This is a genomic window from Bradyrhizobium sp. HKCCYLS1011, assembly GCF_051167795.1.
Taxonomy (GTDB): domain Bacteria; phylum Pseudomonadota; class Alphaproteobacteria; order Rhizobiales; family Xanthobacteraceae; genus Bradyrhizobium.
In genome coordinates, this window is record NZ_JBNPTT010000002.1 from 416,639 (window position 1) to 437,879 (window position 21,241).

The 21,241-nt window shown below is 63.0% G+C and carries 15 protein-coding genes; 10 read left to right on the top strand and 5 right to left on the bottom strand.

Annotated features, from left to right (window positions below):
* Positions 1-173 precede the first annotated feature (173 nt).
* Both metH and metF read right to left on the bottom strand, forming a co-directional pair.
* The gene (gene metH / locus ACQR1W_RS06495; RefSeq protein WP_434850019.1) at positions 174-4,052 is read right to left on the bottom strand and encodes a methionine synthase; all 3,879 of its coding nucleotides are present in this window, start codon (positions 4,050-4,052) and stop codon (positions 174-176) included.
* Positions 4,052-4,969, bottom strand: coding sequence for a methylenetetrahydrofolate reductase [NAD(P)H] (gene metF, locus ACQR1W_RS06500; RefSeq protein WP_434850020.1), 918 nt, complete (start codon positions 4,967-4,969; stop codon positions 4,052-4,054). Before metF ends, metH begins: the two co-directional genes overlap by 1 nt.
* 409 nt (positions 4,970-5,378) lie before the next feature.
* Between metF and ACQR1W_RS06505 the strand changes: the two genes are divergently transcribed.
* Entirely contained in the window at positions 5,379-6,401 is a 1,023-nt protein-coding gene (locus tag ACQR1W_RS06505; protein WP_434850021.1) for an LLM class flavin-dependent oxidoreductase, read from the top strand.
* Positions 6,402-6,575: 174 nt separating this feature from the next.
* Here the strand turns inward: ACQR1W_RS06505 and ACQR1W_RS06510 are convergent, their stop codons facing one another.
* Both ACQR1W_RS06510 and ACQR1W_RS06515 read right to left on the bottom strand, forming a co-directional pair.
* The gene (locus tag ACQR1W_RS06510; RefSeq protein ID WP_434850022.1) at positions 6,576-7,436 is read right to left on the bottom strand and encodes a prephenate dehydratase; all 861 of its coding nucleotides are present in this window, start codon (positions 7,434-7,436) and stop codon (positions 6,576-6,578) included.
* An 18-nt stretch (positions 7,437-7,454) separates the two neighbouring features.
* On the bottom strand, positions 7,455-8,195 hold the full coding sequence (locus ACQR1W_RS06515) for a 3-deoxy-manno-octulosonate cytidylyltransferase (RefSeq protein ID WP_434850023.1): 741 nt from the start codon (positions 8,193-8,195) through the stop codon (positions 7,455-7,457).
* Between the two features lie 213 nt (positions 8,196-8,408).
* On the opposite strand from ACQR1W_RS06515, the gene ACQR1W_RS06520 reads away from it, so the two are divergent.
* From ACQR1W_RS06520 to ACQR1W_RS06560, 9 genes are all read left to right on the top strand, one after another.
* Positions 8,409-8,960, top strand: a complete 552-nt coding sequence (locus ACQR1W_RS06520) for a c-type cytochrome (RefSeq protein ID WP_434850024.1) — start codon at positions 8,409-8,411, stop codon at positions 8,958-8,960.
* A 357-nt stretch (positions 8,961-9,317) separates the two neighbouring features.
* A complete protein-coding gene (locus ACQR1W_RS06525) occupies positions 9,318-11,219 on the top strand; it encodes an extracellular solute-binding protein (RefSeq protein WP_434850025.1) in 1,902 nt (633 codons plus the stop codon).
* A complete protein-coding gene (locus ACQR1W_RS06530) occupies positions 11,216-13,105 on the top strand; it encodes an extracellular solute-binding protein (protein ID WP_434850026.1) in 1,890 nt (629 codons plus the stop codon). Before ACQR1W_RS06525 ends, ACQR1W_RS06530 begins: the two co-directional genes overlap by 4 nt.
* A 3-nt stretch (positions 13,106-13,108) precedes the next feature.
* Positions 13,109-14,221 carry a microcin C ABC transporter permease YejB gene (locus tag ACQR1W_RS06535; RefSeq protein WP_434850027.1) on the top strand — a complete coding sequence of 371 codons (1,113 nt, stop codon included), beginning with the start codon at positions 13,109-13,111 and terminating at the stop codon, positions 14,219-14,221.
* A complete protein-coding gene (locus tag ACQR1W_RS06540; RefSeq protein ID WP_434850028.1) occupies positions 14,221-15,399 on the top strand; it encodes an ABC transporter permease in 1,179 nt (392 codons plus the stop codon). The genes ACQR1W_RS06535 and ACQR1W_RS06540 overlap by 1 nt, the downstream gene beginning before the upstream one ends.
* A gap of 5 nt (positions 15,400-15,404) precedes the next feature.
* Complete coding sequence (locus tag ACQR1W_RS06545; RefSeq protein WP_434850029.1) at positions 15,405-17,042, top strand: ABC transporter ATP-binding protein; 1,638 nt, start codon at positions 15,405-15,407, stop codon at positions 17,040-17,042.
* A gap of 348 nt (positions 17,043-17,390) precedes the next feature.
* Positions 17,391-17,717, top strand: a complete 327-nt coding sequence (locus ACQR1W_RS06550; RefSeq protein ID WP_434850030.1) for a helix-turn-helix domain-containing protein — start codon at positions 17,391-17,393, stop codon at positions 17,715-17,717.
* Positions 17,718-17,909: 192 nt separating this feature from the next.
* Entirely contained in the window at positions 17,910-18,833 is a 924-nt protein-coding gene (locus ACQR1W_RS06555) for a hypothetical protein (protein ID WP_434850031.1), read from the top strand.
* A gap of 1,088 nt (positions 18,834-19,921) precedes the next feature.
* Complete coding sequence (locus ACQR1W_RS06560) at positions 19,922-20,419, top strand: hypothetical protein (RefSeq protein WP_434850032.1); 498 nt, start codon at positions 19,922-19,924, stop codon at positions 20,417-20,419.
* 286 nt (positions 20,420-20,705) lie between these two features.
* Here ACQR1W_RS06560 and ACQR1W_RS06565 read toward each other — a convergent pair whose 3' ends face one another.
* Positions 20,706-21,041, bottom strand: coding sequence for a hypothetical protein (locus ACQR1W_RS06565; RefSeq protein ID WP_434850033.1), 336 nt, complete (start codon positions 21,039-21,041; stop codon positions 20,706-20,708).
* Between the last annotated feature and the right edge of the window lie 200 nt (positions 21,042-21,241).

Consider the following 21,241-nt stretch of genomic DNA (forward strand, 5'->3'; position numbering starts at 1 on the left):
TCCCGGCCAAGCGAAGCGCGAGCCGGGATCCATAGCCACCGAGGGTCATTGTGACGGGGAATGCAACTACCGCCTGTCCACATCGCGAGATCACGCGGTATGGGTCCCGGCGTTCGCCGGGACGACATTGAAGGATAGGGTGCCGCCTCAGAGTCCCACTACGGCCTTATAGACTACTTCGCCCCGACCGCCTTCTTGCGCCAGGCCAGATGCACCGCGCAGGTGCAGCCAGGGGGATGCGAAGCGAGGCCCTCGGGTTCGGCATCGTTGGCGGCAACGGCTCCGGCCGGCGCACGCGCCGGTGTTGCAGCCGCCTGCTTCGCATCGCCCGCCGCCTGCGCCGGGATGTAGTTGAGGATCGGGGCGAGCCAGCGCTCGACTTCGGCGACACTCATGCCCTTGCGCGCGGCATAGTCCTCGACCTGGTCGCGCTCGATCTTGCCGACGCCGAAATAGAAGCTCTCAGGGTTTGCGAAATAGAGCCCCGAGACCGACGAGCCCGGCCACATTGCAAAGCTCTCGGTCAGCTTGACGCCGGCATTCGTCTCGGCATCGAGCAGCGCGAACAGCGTCGCCTTCTCGGTGTGGTCGGGCTGCGCCGGATAACCCGGCGCGGGCCGGATGCCCTGATACTTCTCCAGGATCAGCTCCGCGTTGGAGAGCGCCTCGTCCGGCGCATAGGCCCAGAACTCGCGGCGTACACGCGCATGCATGCGTTCGGCAAAGGCCTCGGCGAGACGATCGGCCAGCGCCTTGACCAGGATCGAGGAGTAGTCGTCATTGGCGTTCTTGAAGCGGTCGGCGACGACGTCCTCGCCGATTCCGGCCGTGACGACGAAGCCGCCGATATAGTCGGGCACGCCGGAGGCGGCAGGCGCGATGAAGTCGGACAGCGCGGTGTTGAAGCGGCCCTCGCGCTTCTCAAGCTGCTGGCGCAGCGTGTGCAGCGTCGCGATCGGCTTGTCGCGTGCCTCGTCGGCATAGAGCACGATATCGTCGCTGACGGCGTTGGCCGGCCAGAAGCCGATCGTGGCCCGCGCGGTGAACCAATGCCCCTTGACGATGAGGTCCAGCATCTTCAACGCGTCGTCATAGAGCGCGCGCGCGGCCTCGCCGACCTTGGCGTCGTCGAGGATGGCGGGGAAGCGCCCGGCGAGCTCCCAGGTCTGGAAGAACGGAGTCCAGTCGATATAGGGCACGAGCTCGGCAAGATCGTAATCGGCAAAGCTCTTCACGCCCAGGAAGGTCGGCTTCACCGGTCGTGCCTTGGCGAAATCGATCTTCGTCGCATTGGCGCGCGCATCGGCCAGGGTCAGGCGCTTCTTGTTGGCCTGGCCGCGCAGATGCGCCTCCGCAATCTTGGCATATTCGCCGCGGACATCGGCTGCATAGGCCGCTTTCCGCTCCGGCGACAGCAGCGAGGAGGCGACGCCGACGGCGCGGCTCGCGTCATTCACATGGACCACCGGCCCGTTTCGATAGTTCGGGTCGATCTTGACAGCGGTATGCACGCGGCTGGTGGTGGCGCCGCCGATCAAGAGCGGCATGTTCAGATCCTGCCGCTCCATTTCCGAGGCGAGATAGGCCATCTCGTCGAGCGAGGGCGTGATCAGGCCTGACAGCCCGATGATGTCGGCCTTCTCGGTTTTCGCGGTCTCGATGATCTTCGTCGCCGGCACCATCACGCCGAGGTCGATCACCTCGAAATTGTTGCACTGGAGCACGATGCCGACGATGTTCTTGCCGATATCGTGCACGTCGCCCTTCACGGTCGCGAGCACGATCTTGCCGGCCGTCGAGCGCTCCGCGCTCGCGCCCTTGTTGGCGGCCTTCTCGGCTTCCATGAACGGCATCAGATAGGCGACCGCCTGCTTCATCACGCGGGCCGATTTCACGACCTGCGGCAGGAACATCTTGCCGTCGCCGAAGAGGTCGCCGACCACGTTCATGCCGGCCATCAGCGGACCTTCGATCACGTCGAGCGGGCGCGTGGAGGCGGCGCGCGCCTCTTCCGTGTCCTGCTCGATGAATTCGGTGATGCCATGCACCAGCGCATGGGACAGCCGCTTCGCGACCGGCCACTCGCGCCAGGCGAGATCAGCCTCCTTGGTCTGCTTGCCCTGGCCGCGGAATTTCTCGGCCAGCGCCAGCAGTCGCTCGGCCGCGCCTGCGTCGCGGTTGAGCACGACGTCCTCGCACACCTGGCGCAGCTCGGGGTCGATGTCATCATAGACGATCATCTGCCCGGCATTGACGATGCCCATGTCCATGCCGGCCTTGATGGCATGATACAGGAACACCGAATGCATGGCTTCGCGCACCGGCTCGTTGCCGCGGAACGAGAAGGAGAGGTTGGAGACGCCACCGGAGACATGCGCGCCGCGCAGGTTCTGACGGATCCAACGCGTCGCCTCGATGAAGTCGACGCCGTAATTGTTGTGCTCCTCGAGCCCGGTCGCGATCGCGAAGATGTTCGGATCGAAGATGATGTCTTCCGGCGGGATGCCGACCTGCTCGACAAGAATCTTGTAGGCACGCGCGCAGATCTCGGTCTTGCGCGTGTAGGTATCGGCCTGACCCTTCTCGTCGAACGCCATCACCACGACGGCAGCGCCATGGCGGCGCGCGATCCTGGCTTCGTGCAGGAACTTCTCCTCGCCCTCTTTCAGCGAGATCGAGTTCACCACCGGCTTGCCCTGCACACATTTCAGGCCGGCCTCGATGACGTGGAATTTCGAGGAATCGACCATGACCGGCACGCGGGCGATGTCCGGCTCGGCGGCGACGAGATTGAGGAAGGTCCGCATCGCGGCTTCCGAGTCGAGCAGGCCCTCGTCCATATTGACGTCGATGACCTGCGCGCCGTTGTTGACCTGGTCGCGTGCGACCTGCAGTGCGGCGGTGTAGTCGCCGGCGGTGATCAGCTTGCGGAATTTCGCCGAGCCCGTGACGTTGGTGCGCTCGCCGACATTGACGAAGGGAATGGCGGGAGTGAGCTCGAACGGCTCGAGGCCGGACAGCCGCAGCCGCGGCGCGATCTCCGGTACCGCGCGCGGCTTATGCGGCGCCACCGCGGCAGCGATCGCCGCAATATGATCCGGCGTGGTGCCGCAGCAGCCGCCGACGATGTTGACGAGGCCGTCGCGGGCGAACGCGCCGATCAGCCGCGCCATGTAGTCTGGCGTCTCGTCATACTGGCCGAACTCGTTGGGCAGGCCGGCGTTCGGATAGGCACACACCAAGGTGTCGGCCACGCGGCCGATATCGGCGATATGGGCGCGCAAATCCTCGGCGCCGAGCGCGCAGTTGAAGCCGATCGTCACAGGCTTGGCGTGCCGCACCGAATTCCAGAACGCCTCTGGCATCTGGCCCGACAGCAGGCGGCCGGATTTGTCGGTGATGGTGCCGGAGACCATCACGGGGACGTCGATGCCGCGTTCCTCACAGAGTTCGGCGATCGCATAGAGCGCGGCCTTGGCGTTGAGCGTGTCGAAGATGGTCTCGACCAGGAGGATGTCGGCGCCGCCATCGAGCAGCCCGCGCGCCTGCTCGCCATAGGCGAGACGAAGGTCGTCGAAGGTGACGGCGCGATAGCCGGGATTGGCGACGTCAGGCGAGATCGAGGCGGTGCGGTTGGTCGGGCCCATGGCGCCCGCGACGAAACGCGGCTTGCCGTCCTCGGCCGCGACGCGCTGCGCGGCGTTGCGTGCGAGCTTCGCGCCCTCGCGGTTGAGCTCGTAGATGATGTCGGTCAGGTCGTAATCGGCCTGCGCGATCGACGTCGCCGAGAAGGTGTTGGTGGCGACGATGTCGGCGCCGGCTCGCAAATATTGCGCGTGGATGTCCTCGATCGCCTCGGGCTGGGTGAGGATCAGGAGGTCGTTGTTGCCCCTGAGGTCGCGATGGAAGTCCTTGAACCGATCACCACGAAAGGCGGCTTCGTCGAACTGCAGCGCCTGGATCATCGTGCCCATGGCGCCGTCGAGGATCAGGATGCGCTGGCGGGCCGCGGCGAGGAAGGCGGTACGTTTGGGGGACACGGATACGGACATCAGGCGGCGACTTTCTTGCCAAGCTTCGGGCGGATGCCGAGCAGATGGCTGATGGCAAACACGAGATCGGCACGGTTCATGGTGTAGAAATGGAAGGTGTCGACGCCCTGCTTGGCGAGCTTTTGCACCTGGCCGGCGGCGACCGTCGCCGCGACCAGCTTGCGGGTCTCGGGGTCGTCGTCGAGGCCGTCGAATTTCTCGGCGAGCCAGTTCGGCACGGTTGTGCCGGCCCGGGTCACGAAGCCGCGCGCCTGCTTGAAATTGTGCATCGGCATGATGCCCGGCACGATCGGGATATCAATGCCGCGGGCGCGGACGCGGTCGAGGTAGCGGAAATAGAGGTCGTTGTCGAAGAACACCTGGGTGATCGCACGCGTGGCGCCGGCATCGACCTTGGCCTTCAGCATGTCGATATCGGCATCGAAGGTCGGGCTTTCCGGGTGCTTCTCCGGATAGGCCGAGACCGAGATCTCCATGTCCGGGTGACGTTTCCGGATGCCGGCAATCAGCTCCGGCGAGCGCTGGTAACCGTCGGCGTGGGTGTAATAGGGTGTTCCAATGCCCCCCGGCGGATCGCCGCGCAGCGCCACGATGTGGCGAACGCCGACGTCGTGATAGCGGTCGACAATCTCGTCGATCTCGCCGCGGGATGCGCCCACGCAGGTGAGATGCGCGGCCGGCAGCAGGCTGGTCTCTCTAAGGATGCGCGCGATGGTGGCGTGGGTGCGTTCACGGGTCGAACCGCCGGCGCCATAGGTGACCGAGACGAAGTTCGGCTCCAGCGGCGCCAGCCGCTCGATCGAGGCCCACAGTGTCTTTTCCATCTCCTCGGTCTTTGGCGGGAAGAATTCGAAGGAGATTTTTGGCCGCAGCAGCCCGACATGTCCGTTCGATATCGGTGTCAAAAGCTCGGTCATGGCACCGCACACTCCGGTTTCCGCATAAATTTCAAATCAAGGGCCGCTGGGACCCCGGTCGGCCGGTAAGATAAGCGAAATGCAACACAGCAGACAGCCCACTTGCCATGGGAAATTGCCCACTACTGGCAAAGCAAGGGCATAAAAACTCAGATGAAAGACGTTGTTGGGACGAGATCATTGATCACATCTGGAGACTATATGTAAGAAAACTAGATCGTTTTTACGATATTCGCTCATTCCAGATGGTGGGCTATAGGGATGTAGATTTGTTTACAAGCTTCCTTGTCCCACGAATTTTGCCGGTTAGCCATCCTCACGCCACAGGCCTGACCTGCCGGCGTGGACCCTTTGTCGGCCCGTCTGCGCCCCCTACCTTACCGGCGCATCCGCGCGAGTTTCTTCAGCCATGATCCCGCTCTCCGTCCTCGACCTGTCCGTCACGACCACCGCGACCAAGCCGGCCGCGGCGCTCCGCAACAGCATCGATCTGGCCCGCCATGTCGATCGCCTTGGCTATGTCCGCTATTGGCTCGCCGAACATCACAGCCTGGCCTCGGTCGCCAGTCCGGCGCCCGACGTGATGATCGGGCAGATCGCGGCAGTGACGCAGCACATCCGTGTCGGCTCTGGCGGCGTGATGCTGCCCAACCACGCGCCGCTCGTGGTCGCCGAGCGCTTCAAGATGCTGGAGGCGCTGTTTCCCGGGCGGATCGATCTTGGGCTCGGCCGCGCCCCCGGCACCGACGGAACGACGGCTTACGCGTTGCGCAGCCGCCTCGACCGCCGCGAGGGCGACGACTTCCTGGAGCGGCTGCATGAGCTGACCTTGTGGGAAACGCGCGAATTTCCCGCCGGCCATCCCTATCACAACGTCATCGCGATGCCGGACGACACGCCGCTGCCGCCGATCTGGCTGCTCGGCTCCAGCGATTATTCGAGCGAGCTCGCAGCCCAGGTCGGGATGGGCTTTGCCTTCGCGCATCATTTTGCCAGCCACGACGCGACCACGGCGATGATCAACTATCGCGCCCATTTCACCGCCTCGCGCTGGCGGTCGCAGCCGCATGCAATCCTGGCGGTCGCGGTGGTCACGGCCGAGACCGACGCGGAGGCCGAACGGCTGGCGTCGTCGATGGATCTCAATCGTCTGCGCCGCGACCGCGGCCAGTACCTGCCGCTGCCGAGCCCGGAGGAGGCGGCGGCCTATCCGTATACGGAGGCCGATCGCGCCTCGATCGCGCGCAACCGCTCGCGGCTGTTCGTCGGTTCGCCGGCAACGGTGCGGGCCAAGCTCGATCCGATGATCGCGGCGAGCCAGGCGGATGAGCTGATGGTGATCACCGCCGTGTTCGATCACGACGCCCGCAAGCGCTCCTACAGCCTCTTGGCCGAAGCGTTCGGATTGGAGCGCAACGAAGAAGCGGCCTGAATCCCGCTGTCGTCCCGGGCAAGTCCGGCAGCGCATCAGCGCTGTCGGGCGCAGACCCGGGACCCATAAACACCGGCGGTCATTGGGTGACTGTGCTGGAGCTCCAGCCTTCCAACAACGCGGCCCTGTGGTTATGGGCCCCTGCGTTCGCAGGGGCGACAGGAGAGAGCTGAGTTACTCCCGCGTCTCGCTGAACGTCGCGCGGAAGGGGTGTCCCGGATAGACGCCGATGATGCGGAATTCGCGCGAGAAGAACTTCAATTCCTCGAGCGCAAAGGCGAGGCCCTTGTCGTCAGGGTGGCCGTCGACATCGGCATAGAATTGCGTGGCGAAGAAATTGCCGTCGACCATGTAGCTTTCCAGCTTGGTCATGTTGACGCCGTTGGTGGCGAAACCGCCGAGCGCCTTGTAAAGCGCGGCGGGAAGGTTGCGGACGCGGAAGACAAAGGTGGTGACCAGCGGACCCGAGTTCTGCTCCGCCCATTGCGGGTCCCGCGACAGCACCACGAAGCGGGTGGTGTTGTGGGCCTCGTCCTCGACGTCTTCGGCCAGAATGTCGAGGCCGTAGATCTCGGCAGCAAGGCGGGAGGCGATCGCAGCCACGCTCTTGTCGCCGCGCTGGGCGATGTCCCTGGCGCTGCCAGCGGTGTCGCCGGCCACGATCGACCGGATGCCGAGCTGGCGGATGATGCGGCGGCATTGGCCAAGCGCATGGACGTGGCTCTCGACCGTCTTGATGTCGGCGAGCTTGGCGCCCTTGATGCCCATCAGCTGGTGGCGGATCGGCAAGAACCATTCGCCGACGATGTAGAGGCCTGAGGCCGGCAGCAGATGGTGGATGTCGGCGACCCGGCCGGCGACCGAGTTCTCGATCGGGATCATGCCGAGATCGGCTTCGCCGGAGGAGATCGCGCCCAGCGCGTCCTCGAAGGTCGCGTAGGGGACGGCCTCGGCGCTCGGAAAAGCGTCGGAGATGGCGATGTGGGAATTGGCTCCCGGCTCGCCCTGGAATGCGATTTTCAAGATCTTGCTCATGAGTGGCTTTCTAGCAGCTCAAGCTTTGGACAGCAGTCGCCGTGCGGTTTCGAGGTCGGGGGCCGTGTCGACGCCGCGCGGCACGGTGTCGACGATGGTGACGTCGATCCGCATGCCAGCCTCCAGCGCCCGCAGCTGCTCGAGCTTTTCCTGCAGCTCCAGCGGCGACGGCGGGAGGCTGACGAAGCGTTCCAGCGCCGCGCGGCGATAGGCGTAGAGGCCGATATGGTGGTAGCGCGGTCCGTCGCCCCATGGCGCCGGCGCGCGCGTGAAATAAAGCGCGCGCAGCCGCCGGCCGCCGATCGGCGAGCCGACCGCCTTCACCACACTCGGCGCGTTGCTCTCTTCCTCGCTGTGGATTTCAGCCGCCAGCGTGGCGATGTCCACGGCGGGGTCGGCGAGCGGCGCCAGCACGTCGCGGATGTTCTGCGGTAGGATCGTCGGGAAGTCACCCTGCAGGTTGATCACGATGTCGGCCTGGCCCAGCGGGTCGAGGTTGCGCATGGCCTCATGGATCCGGTCGGATCCGGACGGATGGTCGGGACCTGTCATCACCGCCTCGCCGCCTGCCGCCGTGACGGCTGCGGCGATCTCGGGCGTGTCGGTCGCGACCGCCACCCGGCCGATGGCCGCCTCCTCGGCACGCCGGAGCACGTGCACGATCATCGGCACGCCCGCGATGTCCATCAGCGGCTTGCCGGGCAGGCGGGTCGAGGCCATGCGGGCGGGAATCAGCACCAGAGTGCGGGGATTGGTCATCGTGAACGGCAGATCGGAAAGGGTCGCAACACGCGGTCCGGCTCGGCGGAATGGCCGGACAGCGGCCCGCTTATACGGGTTGCCAGAGCACGGGCAAACCGATATCTCACATCTGCCGAAGGGGGCGGCGCAACGGCTCGATTCCTTGAGGCGAAGCCATGGCCGCTGTCAGCGGCCCAACGATGAAATTTGCCCGCGGAGCCTGACGCCACAATGGACTCCTTCGAACTCAATAAGATTCTCGGGGCCGTCCTGGCCACCTGTCTCGTTCTGCTGGTGACGAGCTTCACCGCCAATGCGCTGTTCGCGCCCAAGATGCCGGAAAAGCCGGGCTTCGAGATCGCCGTCAAGGAGACCGAGGGCGGGGCCAAGGAAGCCGCAGCGCCCGCGTCTGCCGAACCGATCGAAAAGCTGCTGCAGACCGCCTCGGCGCAGAAGGGTGAGGCGGCAGCCAAGAAGTGCACGGCCTGCCACACCTTCGAGAAGGGCGGTCCCAACCGCGTCGGCCCGAACCTCTTTGGCATCGTCGGCGATCACAAGGGCGAAGGCCGCAACGGCTTCAACTTCTCGGCGGCGATGAAGGCCGCAGGCGGCACCTGGACCATCGACGACCTCAACAAGTTCATCGCCAACCCGAAGGGCTTCGTTCCCGGCACCGCGATGGGCTTTGCCGGTATCCAGAAGGACAGCGAGCGCGCCGACGTAATCGCCTATCTGAACTCGCTCTCGGACAATCCGCAGCCGCTGCCCACCGCGGCCAAGTGAACCTGTCCGAGTGAACCTGTCCGAGTGAACCTTTCCGAGTAAAGCTGTCCGCGTGAACCCTACCGCGTCAGGCGACGTTGACGGCCAGGCCTTAGCCTGGCCGTTTTTCGTATCCGGGATGTTCCGGGCTGCTTTGGGACGTTTGGTCGCAGCGGGTCCGTTCACAACCCGGTATCATGAGGAAAAAGCAACGTTATTTGCCGAATCCTTGCCGTATATTGCGGCCTGAATGGAACCCGATCCGGAGCACCGGACGGTGTTTTCTGAACTGATCTTGCTCACTAGAGTGGGGCGCAATACCGGTCGGCTGCGGCCGGCGTGGCGCGCGGCCAGGCTTCTCTGCAAAGGACCCTTCATTTGGCGATTACCCGACGAGAGCTTCTCAAGAGCGGCGCCCTCGCTGCGATGACCCCGGCGCTCGGCGCCGCTGCCAATCTCCCGGCCTTCACCACCGCGGCACATGCTCAATCGGCGAGCGCGCCGGTCTGGCGCCATGCACTGGCCCTGTTCGGCGACATCAAATATCCGGCCGACTTCAAGCGCTTCGACTATGTCAATCCGGATGCGCCCAAGGGCGGCGTGGTGCGCATGTTCGAACAGGGGACGTTCGACAACTTCAATCTCGTGGTCTCCGGCGTCAAAGGGTCGCTGGCCGGCGCCGTTCAGCTGACGATGGAGACGCTGACGACGCGATCGCTGGACGAGGCGTCGACCGCCTATGGACAGCTTGCGGAATCGGCCGCCTATCCGGATGACTTTTCCTACGTCGTCTACCGTCTGCGCGGCGAAGCGCGCTGGCATGACGGCAAGCCGGTCGTTCCGGACGACGTTGTGTTCTCCTTCAATGCGCTGAAGAAGAACAGCCCGATGTACAGCGCCTACTACCAGCACGTCATCAAATGCGAGCAGGTCGGCGAACGCGACGTCAAGTTCTCATTCGACGCGCCAGGCAACCGCGAACTGCCGACCATCGTCGGCGAAATTCCGATTCTCCCGAAACATTGGTGGGAAGGAACTGATCCTCAGGGCAACAAGCGCGATATCTCCGCGACCACCTTGGAGATCCCGCTGGGATCGGGGGCCTATCGGATCAAGGAATTTACCGCCGGACGATCGGTGGTGCTGGAGCGTGTTGCCGATTACTGGGGCAAGGATCTTCCAGTCTCGGTCGGGCAGAACAATTTCGAGCAGATTCGATTTGAATTCTTCCGGGATGACACCGTCGCCCGAGAGGCCTTCAAGGGCGATCAGTTGGACTGGTTCGCCGAGCGCAGCGGAAAGCAATGGTCGACCGCCTATGACTTCCCGGCCGTGACCGAAAAGCGTGTCGTCAAGGACAAGTTTCCGGACGCGAGCTCGGGCCGGATGCAGGGCTTTGCGATGAACCTGCGCCGGCCGCTGTTTGCCGACGTCAAGGTCCGTCGCGCGTTCAACTATGCCTACGACTGGGAGGAGTCGGACCGGCAGCTCTCGAATGGCGAGTACCATCGCGACAGCAGCTATTTCGACGGCATCCCTGAGTTCATGGCGACCGGCGTTCCGGAAGGCGAAGAGCTGCAGATTCTCGAAACCATCCGCGACAAGGTTCCTGCGGAGCTGTTCACGACTCCCTACAAGAATCCGGTCGGCGGCAGTGCCGAGGCGTCACGCAACAATTTGCGCGAAGCGGCGCGCCTCTTCAAGGAGGCGGGATTCGAGATCCGCGATCGCAAGCTGGTCAACCCAAAGGGCGAGGCGGTCAGCGTCGAGTTCCTGTGCCAGGATCAGGGCGACGAACGCGGTGTGCTGTTCTACAAGCCCTATCTCGAGCGGCTCGGCATGGCGGTGAGCGTTCGAACGGTCGACAGCGTGCAGTATCAGAACCGTTTGCGCAGCTTCGATTTCGACATCACTACGGCCGTATGGCCGCAATCCATCTCGCCCGGCAATGAGCAGCGCAATTTCTTCGGCTCGGACTCAGCTGACAGGCCGGGCTCGCGCAATCTTCCCGGCATCAAGAACCCGGCCGTGGATGCGCTGATCGATCGCATCATCTTTGCCAAGAACCGCGCCGAGCTGGTCGCGAGCTGCAAGGCCTTGGACCGGGTGCTGCTGTGGAATTGCTATGTCGTTCCGCAATTCGCTTTCGGGTTCGAGCGCGCCGCGCGCTGGGACCGCTTCAGCCATCCCGAGCCGCTGCCCAAATATGGCATCAGCGGCTTTCCAAATCTGTGGTGGTGGGACGCCGCGAAGGCCGCCAAGACGGGTGGCCGCTCTTGAGCCGCCGGTTTCGCCCACTCATCCTGTCGCGCCGGGGCGTGCTCGGCCTCGGTCTCGGCGCGCTGAGCGCCGCGCATCTCCGCGGCGCCTCAGCCGAGGGCGAAGCCTTCGCCGAATCACACGGCATGTCCGCCTTTGGCGACCTGAAATATCCGGCCGACTTTCACCATTTCGACTACGTCAATCCGGATGCGCCGAAGGGCGGGCTGTTCTCGACCGTCCCTACGCTGCGCGCCAATAACCAGTCCTATTTCACCTTCAACTCCTTCAACGCCTACATCATGAAGGGCGAGGGCGCGCAGGGCATGGCCTGGACGTTCGTGTCGCTGATGGCATCGGCCGCCGACGAGCCGGATGCGATGTATGGTTATGCGGCGAAGTCGGTGGCGATCTCGCCGGACAAGCTGACTTACCGGTTCACCTTGCGGCCTGAGGCGCGTTTCCACGACGGCTCGAAGATCACGGCGCACGACGTGGCGTGGTCGTTGACGACGCTCAAGGAAAAGGGCCACGCGCTGATCGTGACGCAGCTGCGCTTCATGGAGAAGGCCGAGGCGCTGGACGACGCGACCGTCGTCGTGACCTTCGCCAAGGATCGCGCCCGCGACGTGCCGCTCTATGTCGCGAGCCTGCCGATCTTCTCCAAGACCTATTATGCGACGCATCCATTCGAGGAATCTACGATCGACGTGCCGCTCGGCAGCGGGCCGTACAAGGTCGGCAAATACGAGATCAATCGCTTCGTCGAGTTCGAGCGGGTCAAGGACTGGTGGGCCGCCGACCTGCCGGTCTGCCGCGGCAGCTATAATTTCGATGCGGTCCGCTACGAATTCTATCGCGATCGCGACGTCGCCTATGAGGGCTTCTCCGGCAAGAACTATCTCTATCGCGAGGAGTACACGGCCCGGATCTGGGCCACGCGCTATGACTTCGCCGCGGTCAAGGACGGCCGCGTCAAGCGCGAGACCTTGCCGGACGAGATGCCGTCCGGAGGCCAGGGCTGGTTCATGAATACAAGGCGCGACAAGTTTAGGGATCCGCGCGTGCGCGAAGCCTTCAACTACGCCTTCGATTTCGAATGGACCAACAAGACCATCATGTACGGCGCCTATACGCGCCTGGTGTCGCCGTTCCAGAATACCGACATGGTCGCGGAGGGCCCGCCCTCGCCGGAAGAGCTGAAGCTGCTGGAGCCGTTCCGTGGCCAGGTGCCGGACGAGGTGTTCGGGATGCCGTTCGTGCCGCCGGTCTCCGACGGCTCGGGCCAGGACCGCGCTCTGTTGCGCAAGGCCCAGCAGTTGCTGAATGAAGCCGGGCTGACGATCAAGGACAGCAAGCGCTATTTGCCGAATGGCGAGCGCTTCAGCGTCGAGTTCCTGGTCGACGAGGTCGGGCTCCAGCCGCACCACGGGCCGTTCATCAAGAACCTTCAGCAGCTCGGCATCGATGCCAGTTTGCGTATCGTCGATGCCGTGCAGTTTCGCGCCCGCATCGAGGATTTCGATTTCGACATCGCCATGGAGCGGCTCTCGATGTCGGCGACACCAGGCGATAGCCTGCGGCCCTATTTCGGCTCCCGCGAGGCCGCGACCAAGGGCTCGTACAATCTTGCCGGCATCGTCAGTCCCGCGATCGATGCGCTGGTCGAAAAGGCGATCGCGGCGGAGAGCCGCGCCGAGCTGACGGTTGCCTGCCGCGCGCTCGACCGCGTGTTTCGGGCCGGTCGCTACTGGATTCCGCAATGGTATCGCGCAACCCATCCGCTTGCCTATTGGGATGAGTTCAACCATCCAGCCAAGCTGCCGAAATATGCGCAAGCTGCCGGCGTGCCGGATATGTGGTGGTTTGACGCCGCCAAGGCGGCCAAGATCGAACAGGCGAAGTGATTCATGGCTGCCTACGTCGCCCGCCGCATTCTGCTGATGATCCCGACCTTGTTCGGGATCCTGTTCGTCTCCTTCATCGTGGTGCAGTTTGCGCCCGGCGGTCCGGTGGAGCGCGTCATCGCGCAGCTCACCGGCGCCGATACCGGCGGCACCTCGCGCATCTCCGGTGGCGGCGGTGATTTCGCTTCCCGCGGCCCGGGCCAGATCGGTGCGGCCGCCGACGCGGTCAACTCCAAATATCGCGGCGCGCAGGGGCTCGATCCCGCCTTCATCAAGAATCTCGAGAAGCAGTTCGGCTTCGACAAGCCGGCACCGGAGCGCTTCGCGCTGATGGTGTGGAATTTCACGCGCTTCGATTTCGGCAAGAGCTATTTCCGCGACGTCAGTGTGCTGCAGCTGATCAAGGAGAAGCTGCCGGTCTCGATGTCGCTCGGCATCTGGATGACGCTGCTGACCTATCTGATTTCGATTCCGCTCGGCATCCGAAAGGCCGTGCAGGATGGCAGCCGCTTCGACACCTGGACCTCCGCCGTCATCATTGTCGGCTTTGCGATTCCAGGCTTCCTGTTCGCGATCCTCTTGATCATCCTGTTCGCCGGCGGCTCGTTCCTGAACATCTTCCCGCTGCGCGGGCTGACCTCCGACGGCTGGTCGAACTTTCCGTGGTACTGGAAGATCATCGATTATTTCTGGCACCTGACCTTGCCGCTGGTGTCGATGGCGCTCGGCGCCTTCGCGACCATGACGCTTCTGACCAAGAACTCGTTTCTCGACGAGATCCGCAAGCAATATGTGATGACGGCGCGCGCCAAGGGCTGCAGTGAGCGGCAGGTGCTCTATAATCACGTGTTCCGCAACGCCATGCTGATCGTGATCGCCGGCTTTCCGGGCGCCTTCATCAACGCCTTCTTCTCCGGTTCGCTCCTGATCGAGACCATCTTCTCGCTCGACGGGCTCGGGCTGTTGTCGTTCGAGAGCGTGCTCAATCGCGACTATCCGGTCGTGTTCGGCACGCTCTATATTTTCTCGCTGGTCGGTCTCGTCGTGAACCTGCTCTCCGATCTCACCTATATGTGGATCGATCCCCGGATCGATTTCGAGGCGAGGGAAGTCTGATGACGCTGGTCGCTCCGCCTCCGGTCGAGACCACGACCCGGGAACCGCTCGGCGAAGCCCTGCCGCCGACGCGGCAGCGCTTCCGGGTCTCGCCCCTGAACCACCGCCGCTGGCAGAACTTCAAGGCCAACAAGCGCGGCTACTGGTCGTTCTGGATCTTCCTCGTCCTGTTCTTCGTCTCACTGTTCGCCGAGCTGATCGCCAACGACCGGCCGTTCCTGATCAAGTTCGACGGCCATCTGTATTGGCCGGCCTTCGTCTCCTATCCGGAGACCGCTTTCGGCGGCGACTTCGAGACGGCGGCCGACTATCGCGATCCCTATTTGCAGAAGCTGATTGCGGACAAGGGCGGCATCATCGTCTGGCCGCTGATCCGCTATTCCTACGACACCCATAATCTCGATCTGCCGACGCCGGCGCCGTCGCCACCGACGTGGATGTTGACGGAAGCGCAGTGCAAGCCGGTGGTCGAGAAGAAGGGGCTGAAGAGCTGCCGCGACCTCGAATACAACTGGCTCGGCACCGATGATCAGGGCCGTGACGTGGTGGCGCGCCTGATCTACGGCTTCCGCATCTCGGTGCTGTTCGGTCTCACGCTGACGTTCTTCTCCTCCATCATCGGCGTCGCCGCTGGCGGCGTGCAGGGCTATTTCGGCGGCTGGATCGACTTGCTGTTCCAGCGCTTCATCGAGATCTGGAACGCGATTCCCTATCTTTATCTGCTGCTGATCCTGTCCGCCGTGCTGGTGCCCGGCTTCTTCACCTTGCTCGGCATCATGCTGCTGTTCTCCTGGGTGTCGCTGGTTGGCCTGGTCCGCGCGGAATTCCTGCGTGGACGCAATTTCGAATACATCCAGGCGGCGCGTGCGCTCGGCGTCTCCAACGGGGTCATCATGGTCCGGCATCTGTTGCCGAACGCGATGGTGGCAACCATGACGTTCCTGCCGTTCATCGTGTCGAGCTCGGTCATGACCCTCACGGCCCTCGACTTCCTCGGCTTCGGCCTGCCGCCGGGCTCGCCCTCGCTCGGCGAATTGCTGTCGCAGGCCAAAGCCAATGTGCAGGCGCCGTGGCTCGGGCTCACCGGCTTCTTCTCGGTCGCGATCATGCTGTCGCTTCTGATCTTCATCGGCGAAGCCGTGCGCGACGCCTTCGATCCCCGTAAAACCTTCAGGTGAGCGGCATGGACGCGATCAGCCAGTCGCTTTTGTCGGTCACGGACCTCTCGGTCGCCTTCCATCAGCAGGGCCGGACATCGCTCGCCGTCGACCGTGTCTCCTTCGATATCAAGCGCGGCGAATGCGTCGCGCTGGTCGGCGAATCCGGCTCCGGCAAGTCGGTGAGCGCGCTCTCGGTGCTCAGGCTGCTGCCCTATCCGGTGGCGTCACACCCGTCCGGGAGCATCCGCTTCAAGGGACGCGATCTGCTGACGCTGTCGGAACGCGAGATCCGCGAGATCCGCGGCAGCGACATTTCGATCATCTTTCAGGAGCCGATGACTTCGCTCAATCCGCTGCATACGATCGGGCAGCAGATCGCCGAGATCATTCATCTCCACCGGCCGATGTCGAGCAGCGCGGCCCGGGCTCGGACGCTGGAGCTTCTGACCCAGGTCGGCATCCCCGAGCCGGAGACCCGGCTCGGCAGCTATCCGCACCAGCTCTCCGGCGGCCAGCGCCAGCGCGTGATGATTGCGATGGCGCTCGCTAACGAGCCCGACCTTCTGATCGCGGACGAGCCGACCACCGCGCTCGATGTCACCGTGCAGGCGCAGATCCTGACGCTGCTCGCCGACATCCGCGCGCGGCTCGGCATGAGCCTGCTGTTCATCACCCATGACCTCGGGATCGTCAGGCGCATTGCCGACCGGGTCTGCGTCATGAACGGCGGCAAGATCGTCGAGCATGGACCGGTGGAGCAGGTGTTCACCGCGCCGAAACATCCCTACACCAAGGCGCTGCTCGCGGCCGAGCCCAAGCCGGATCCGGCGCCGCCACGGCCCGACGCGCCGGAGGTGATGTCGGCCAACGATCTGAAGGTCTGGTTTCCGATCAAGCGCGGCCTGTTCCGCTCGACGGTCGGCCACATCAAGGCGGTCGACGGCGTCAGCCTCGCGGTGCGCAGGGGCGAGACGCTTGGGGTGGTCGGAGAATCCGGCTCCGGCAAGACCACGCTGGGCCTTGCGCTGTTGCGCTTGATCTCGTCGGACGGGCCGATCGTGTTTCTGGGCCGGAACATCCAGGGTCTCAAGTTCAAGGAGGTCCGCCCGTTCCGCCGCAACATGCAGGTGGTGTTTCAGGATCCGTTCGGCTCGCTCAGTCCGCGCATGTCGGTCGGCGACATCATCGCCGAGGGCTTGAGCGTCCACCAGCCGAAGCTGTCGGACGACGCGCGCGAGGCCCGCGTGATCAAGGCGCTCGAGGATGTCGGGCTCGATCCGGAGACACGCTTCCGCTATCCGCATGAATTCTCCGGCGGCCAGCGTCAGCGCATCTCGATTGCCCGCGCCGTCGTGCTGGAGCCGAGTTTCGTTGTGCTGGACGAGCCGACCTCCGCGCTCGACATGCTGTTCCAGTCGCAGATGGTCGACCTGTTGCGCGAGCTGCAGCGCAAGCACGATCTGACTTACATGTTCATCTCGCACGATTTGCGGGTGGTCGCCGCCCTCGCCAGCCATCTGATCGTGATGCGCAACGGCAAGGTGGTCGAGGAGGGGCCGGCTGCCGAGCTGTTCAAGAACCCCAAGTCCGACTACACCCGCGCGCTGTTCGCCGCCGCCTTCCGCAACGAGGCCGCCGGGAACGGGGCGGTGGCGACCTGATCCTGCTGCTTGCGCCGGCGTGGGCGGCGGGCCGTGCGAGGTGCTCGTCCCAGCTTGGACGGCGTGAGCCCGCATTCGTCCAACGCCTTAGGAGCTGATCGCGATCCGCTCCGGCCCGCGTATACGCAGGTGATCCGGGATGGTCTTCTGGCTCCAGCCAGCGGCGCCATAGCCGATTCCCTGACGTTCAGCCGACTGCCACTGATCGCGGCGAGCCGCGGCTTCAGCAGTACAGCGTGTTCAAATAGAAGTCTAGTAAGGGTTGTGTGGCAATAATTTACTCGCCATGAGCGTTGGAGCGCGCGGCTAGGTCCTCTCCTCCAAGGGAGCATCCAGCGAGGCTGGGGCATGAACTCTCGAGGCGCAAGAATAAAACAGGCCCTGGAAGCGAGGGCGGTTCGAAAGCAGCATGCATTAGCAAGCGCATTGCGGGTTCACGAAAGTGCTATCACACGATGGAAGGAGGACGGCACCATGAGCTTGGAGAATGCGATTGCGCTCTGCAAGGAACTGGATGTGTCGGCCGACTGGCTCCTGCTGGGCATCGGTCATATGGATCAGCATAAAGAGCGTGCCGAAATGGCTCCTGCCTATACAGAGTTGTTTGCACACCTCTCTCCCGCGGCAGCGGCGGCACTCACGAAATTCATCAGATTGATCGCGGCCGAGTCCTAGAGGCTCCTGACCCCGCGTGGACGGGTTCGGCCGTCTGATGACCCGCGCCAGCCGCGGGTTGCGCAAGACACAAGTGCTTGCGGCAGGGAAAAGCAAAATGAGTCGCCCTCGATAGTTTGCTATCTTAAGTTGTGTTGTGTCGGCAGCTGCGATCGGAATGGCGCTTGCCCGACATGATCAACGGAGATGAACATGACTGACTATAAGCTTTCGTTGAAGCCCACAGGCAAATGGACCTACGCAACGACGTGCAGCGGACCCGATAAGCTTTCGGGTACGGTACAGCTCACATACAAGGAAGGTGAGCTGCTGAAAAAAGGCTACACATACAAGATTTCGGACAATTCAGGGACCGACTTCGGTCTTTGGGCCTGCGAACGCACCTGGGACGATAAGACGGAAGGTGACTTTACGTCGGCCAAGCTGGCCGCTGAGACAAGCAGTGAGCTCGCCGCCGAGACCACCTATTCTGTCGATTTCGAGAATAAGACGCCGGACACGTGGACGATGAGCATCTATCAGACCCTGCCTACTTCGCCGGGGCTCAAGAGCTTGTCCTGGAAGCAGACGACGGTGCCCAAGAATGGTGAGTCCGGCGTCGAGTGGAGCATCAGCTATCTCGTCGGCATCGCGAACTACAAACAGATTGGTGGAAAGGGCGTCTATAAGGCTTCGCAGAAGCTCGGTACTCAATTGGGTCAGAAATGGGCTTGTCGTTTCCAGGACGGCGCTCAGCAGCTGTTCGAGGACGGCAGCGCCAATCCGGGACAAGTGCTGATCCAGAACAAGTCGGGCGACCTTGCCAACCTCGGTATCGGGATGGATGGCGATCTGGCGCTCGTGCAGTCCAACGTCTATTCCGGAAACAGCGCACAGTTCGAGGTCGCCCCAGTCTATTGGGTCGCACTCTACAAGGACGTCGTGCAAGGCGAGGTGATCTCCGGCAATCAGGTCCACGGACCGCTGCAGGTGGTCTTCCCGGGCGGCGTAACGCATTTGACCTATGAAGCCTATATCGATGGAAACGAATTCGTGTTCGGGTTGAAGGGCGGCCCCGCCCTGCGTGCTCCGCTCGATCAGGTCGAAATGCGTCTTCGCATGCTGCAGGCAGCCTGAAATGACCAATTCGGGTTGCTGAAATGCACCCCGCTGGCCTGGCCAGCGGGGTGCATCATCGAGCGCTCCAAGCACTCCAAAATATGCAATGCGGCGGCTGCCGAATCGCTTGCTCTGCCGCGAATGAACGAGGTGATTTGCCCGGCGGGCGCGGTTTGCGAAAACCTGTCCAGCCCTGCCGCGAAAAAATGTTCCTATTTCTTATTTTCAGAAATCGTCCATACTCCACGGTGTCCTGCCTCACGAGAGGGGCGTACGCGTCGTCACGGACGTTGGGTGCGGGATGCGATGGCCGTGACGGTTGCGCTGGACGAGCGCAGGCCGGCGCGGATGGCGAAGCGGACCGTCGCCGTGGCCTTGATGCGCTGCCTTCGCGCAGTCCCGCCGCAGCGCGCTACGCAAGCGCCAGCTCGTGTATCTGCGCGGCTTCTTTGGATCACTCCAACCACATGCATCCGGCAAGCCTGGCGGCACTTTGACGTGCCGTGCTAATCGGCGTTGCTCGCCCGTTCATGAACCTAACGACGCTTCTCCGCGTTCTTCTTTTTACAGGTAACAAGAAGATCGACATGGGAGGAACTCAGATGCGTAAGTTGATCTTGGGTGCAGCAAGTGCGCTCGCTTTTGCCTCTCCGGCCGTGGCCTCTGATCTGCCGGTAGCCGGCCATAGCGAAAGCTACGTGCGGTCGTACGAGTACCGGGCGCCTCCGGCTGTTATCGAAGAGTTGGCTTCGGTGGTTTCCGAGACGGTCGTAGTGCGCCGCCCTGTCCTTGTGGTGCCGCCGCGGGTTGTGGTCGAAGACTATCCCATCTACTCGGAACCGCACGTGTATGTCGCACCTCGTGCATATGCGTACGCAGGTCCGGGGTGGCGCGGCGGATGGGGCTATCGACATCACTTCCACGGCGGTTGGTAAACCTGGGCGCTAAGCGAGGTCAGGCGAACAGCGCCTCTCGTGAAGCCGTGCTCCGGAAGCCCGCAGCCCAACGAGCTTCTGGTCACGAGCCCCGAGTGGAGCTGATAACGCCGAATCTATTGGCAAGTGCGCCCTTCGAACCTTGGGGTTTGAATGTCCGGAGGATTGGCAGTGAAGCGAGTCTTGAAACCGGTCACTTATGTCATAGCAGCTCTGTATTTCCTGGTGGACGCGGTTTTCATGGCTATCGCGAAGCCGATCTCGGATTGGCTTGCCAGGCATGTCGTGCTGCGGCGATTATGCGTCTGGATCAAATCGTTGCGGCCCTACCCGTCACTGGCGCTGTTTTCAGTACCGGTGATCATTCTTGAACCGGTCAAACCGTTGGCGGCTTATCTCGCGGCTACCGGTCAGCTGCTGAGCAGCGTTGCGACGTTGATTGTCGGCGAGCTTCTAAAGCTCGTGCTGGTCGAACGCCTGTTTAGCCTTACCCGGAACAAGCTGATGAAAATTCCGGCCTTTCTCTGGGCCTACACAAAATTCCAACAAGCAAAGGCTTGGGTGGAAGCCACCGAGGCTTGGCGAACCATTCGCGCAATAAGTAAGGCCGCCCGCCAGTATGTGACGGAGATGAAGAAATCGGTAGCAGTCGCTTTGCGCCAGCCCTGAACCGTGAGGATGGAAGGCCTTCGCCGCCGGACAGAAGATCTGAGATGGGCCACTCGCAGCGGTGATTGCTTCAAGTCGGATAGCGCCATTGCAATGTGCGCCGCGTGAGCAAGAGCGCTGCGAGCACGATGACCAAGACTACGAGATAGAGCACGGCTCATGCTGGACGAGGCGACCTCGGCGCTCGACATGCTGTCAGTTGCAGATGGTCGACCTGTTGCGCTAGCTGCAGCGCACGCACGATCATGACCTACATGCTCATCTGGCGGGGCAGGTGCGGGCTGCCTCACCTCACCTTGGTCCCCGTCACGTCCTCGAACGTGTATTGTATCGCCGACAGAGCGAGGCCAACTTCCTGCTGCGAGAGAGGACGATAAAGGTCATGTCCTGATAGCCTGGCGATGACTCGTTGCTGGACTTCATTGAAGGGTTTGAAAACATAGGCAGGAAGAACCTCTCTACCCCGGATCACGATCGCAGAACGTGCCTTGCCGTAGGCATGAGTGGCTTCCCTCAGCGCCGAGGCATTTTCGGGTGAATTGTCGTTGATGTAGGCCATTTGGCTCTCGAGCAGCCTATCCGCCAGCTGAAGGATTTCGATGACAGTGTTGCTTTCTGGCATGATCTGCTCCTACCAAGAATTGTTGTCTTCGATTTCCAACGGCAAACGCGATGTCGTCGTGAGCGAATGGTGCGGCGTTGCTTCGGGTCAATCTGCACCCGGTCATCGATCCCGTGCATCGGACCGCTCCCTGCGGATTGTTCAGGTGCTTGCAGGGATCACGAGCTTACCAATCTTTGGCGGGGTATTGTAGCCGCGGA

Excerpts from the sequence above, each read along its gene's own strand:
- ACQR1W_RS06510 (WP_434850022.1), bottom strand. The coding sequence starts at position 7,436 with ATGAGCAAGATCTTGAAAATCGCATTCCAGGGCGAGCCGGGAGCCAAT.
- metH (WP_434850019.1), bottom strand. The coding sequence starts at position 4,052 with ATGTCCGTATCCGTGTCCCCCAAACGTACCGCCTTCCTCGCCGCGGCC.
- ACQR1W_RS06550 (WP_434850030.1), top strand. The coding sequence starts at position 17,391 with ATGAACTCTCGAGGCGCAAGAATAAAACAGGCCCTGGAAGCGAGGGCG.
- metF (WP_434850020.1), bottom strand. The coding sequence starts at position 4,969 with ATGACCGAGCTTTTGACACCGATATCGAACGGACATGTCGGGCTGCTG.
- ACQR1W_RS06505 (WP_434850021.1), top strand. The coding sequence starts at position 5,379 with ATGATCCCGCTCTCCGTCCTCGACCTGTCCGTCACGACCACCGCGACC.
- ACQR1W_RS06565 (WP_434850033.1), bottom strand. The coding sequence starts at position 21,041 with ATGCCAGAAAGCAACACTGTCATCGAAATCCTTCAGCTGGCGGATAGG.
- ACQR1W_RS06520 (WP_434850024.1), top strand. The coding sequence starts at position 8,409 with ATGGACTCCTTCGAACTCAATAAGATTCTCGGGGCCGTCCTGGCCACC.
- ACQR1W_RS06555 (WP_434850031.1), top strand. The coding sequence starts at position 17,910 with ATGACTGACTATAAGCTTTCGTTGAAGCCCACAGGCAAATGGACCTAC.
- ACQR1W_RS06535 (WP_434850027.1), top strand. The coding sequence starts at position 13,109 with ATGGCTGCCTACGTCGCCCGCCGCATTCTGCTGATGATCCCGACCTTG.
- ACQR1W_RS06540 (WP_434850028.1), top strand. The coding sequence starts at position 14,221 with ATGACGCTGGTCGCTCCGCCTCCGGTCGAGACCACGACCCGGGAACCG.
- ACQR1W_RS06545 (WP_434850029.1), top strand. The coding sequence starts at position 15,405 with ATGGACGCGATCAGCCAGTCGCTTTTGTCGGTCACGGACCTCTCGGTC.
- ACQR1W_RS06515 (WP_434850023.1), bottom strand. The coding sequence starts at position 8,195 with ATGACCAATCCCCGCACTCTGGTGCTGATTCCCGCCCGCATGGCCTCG.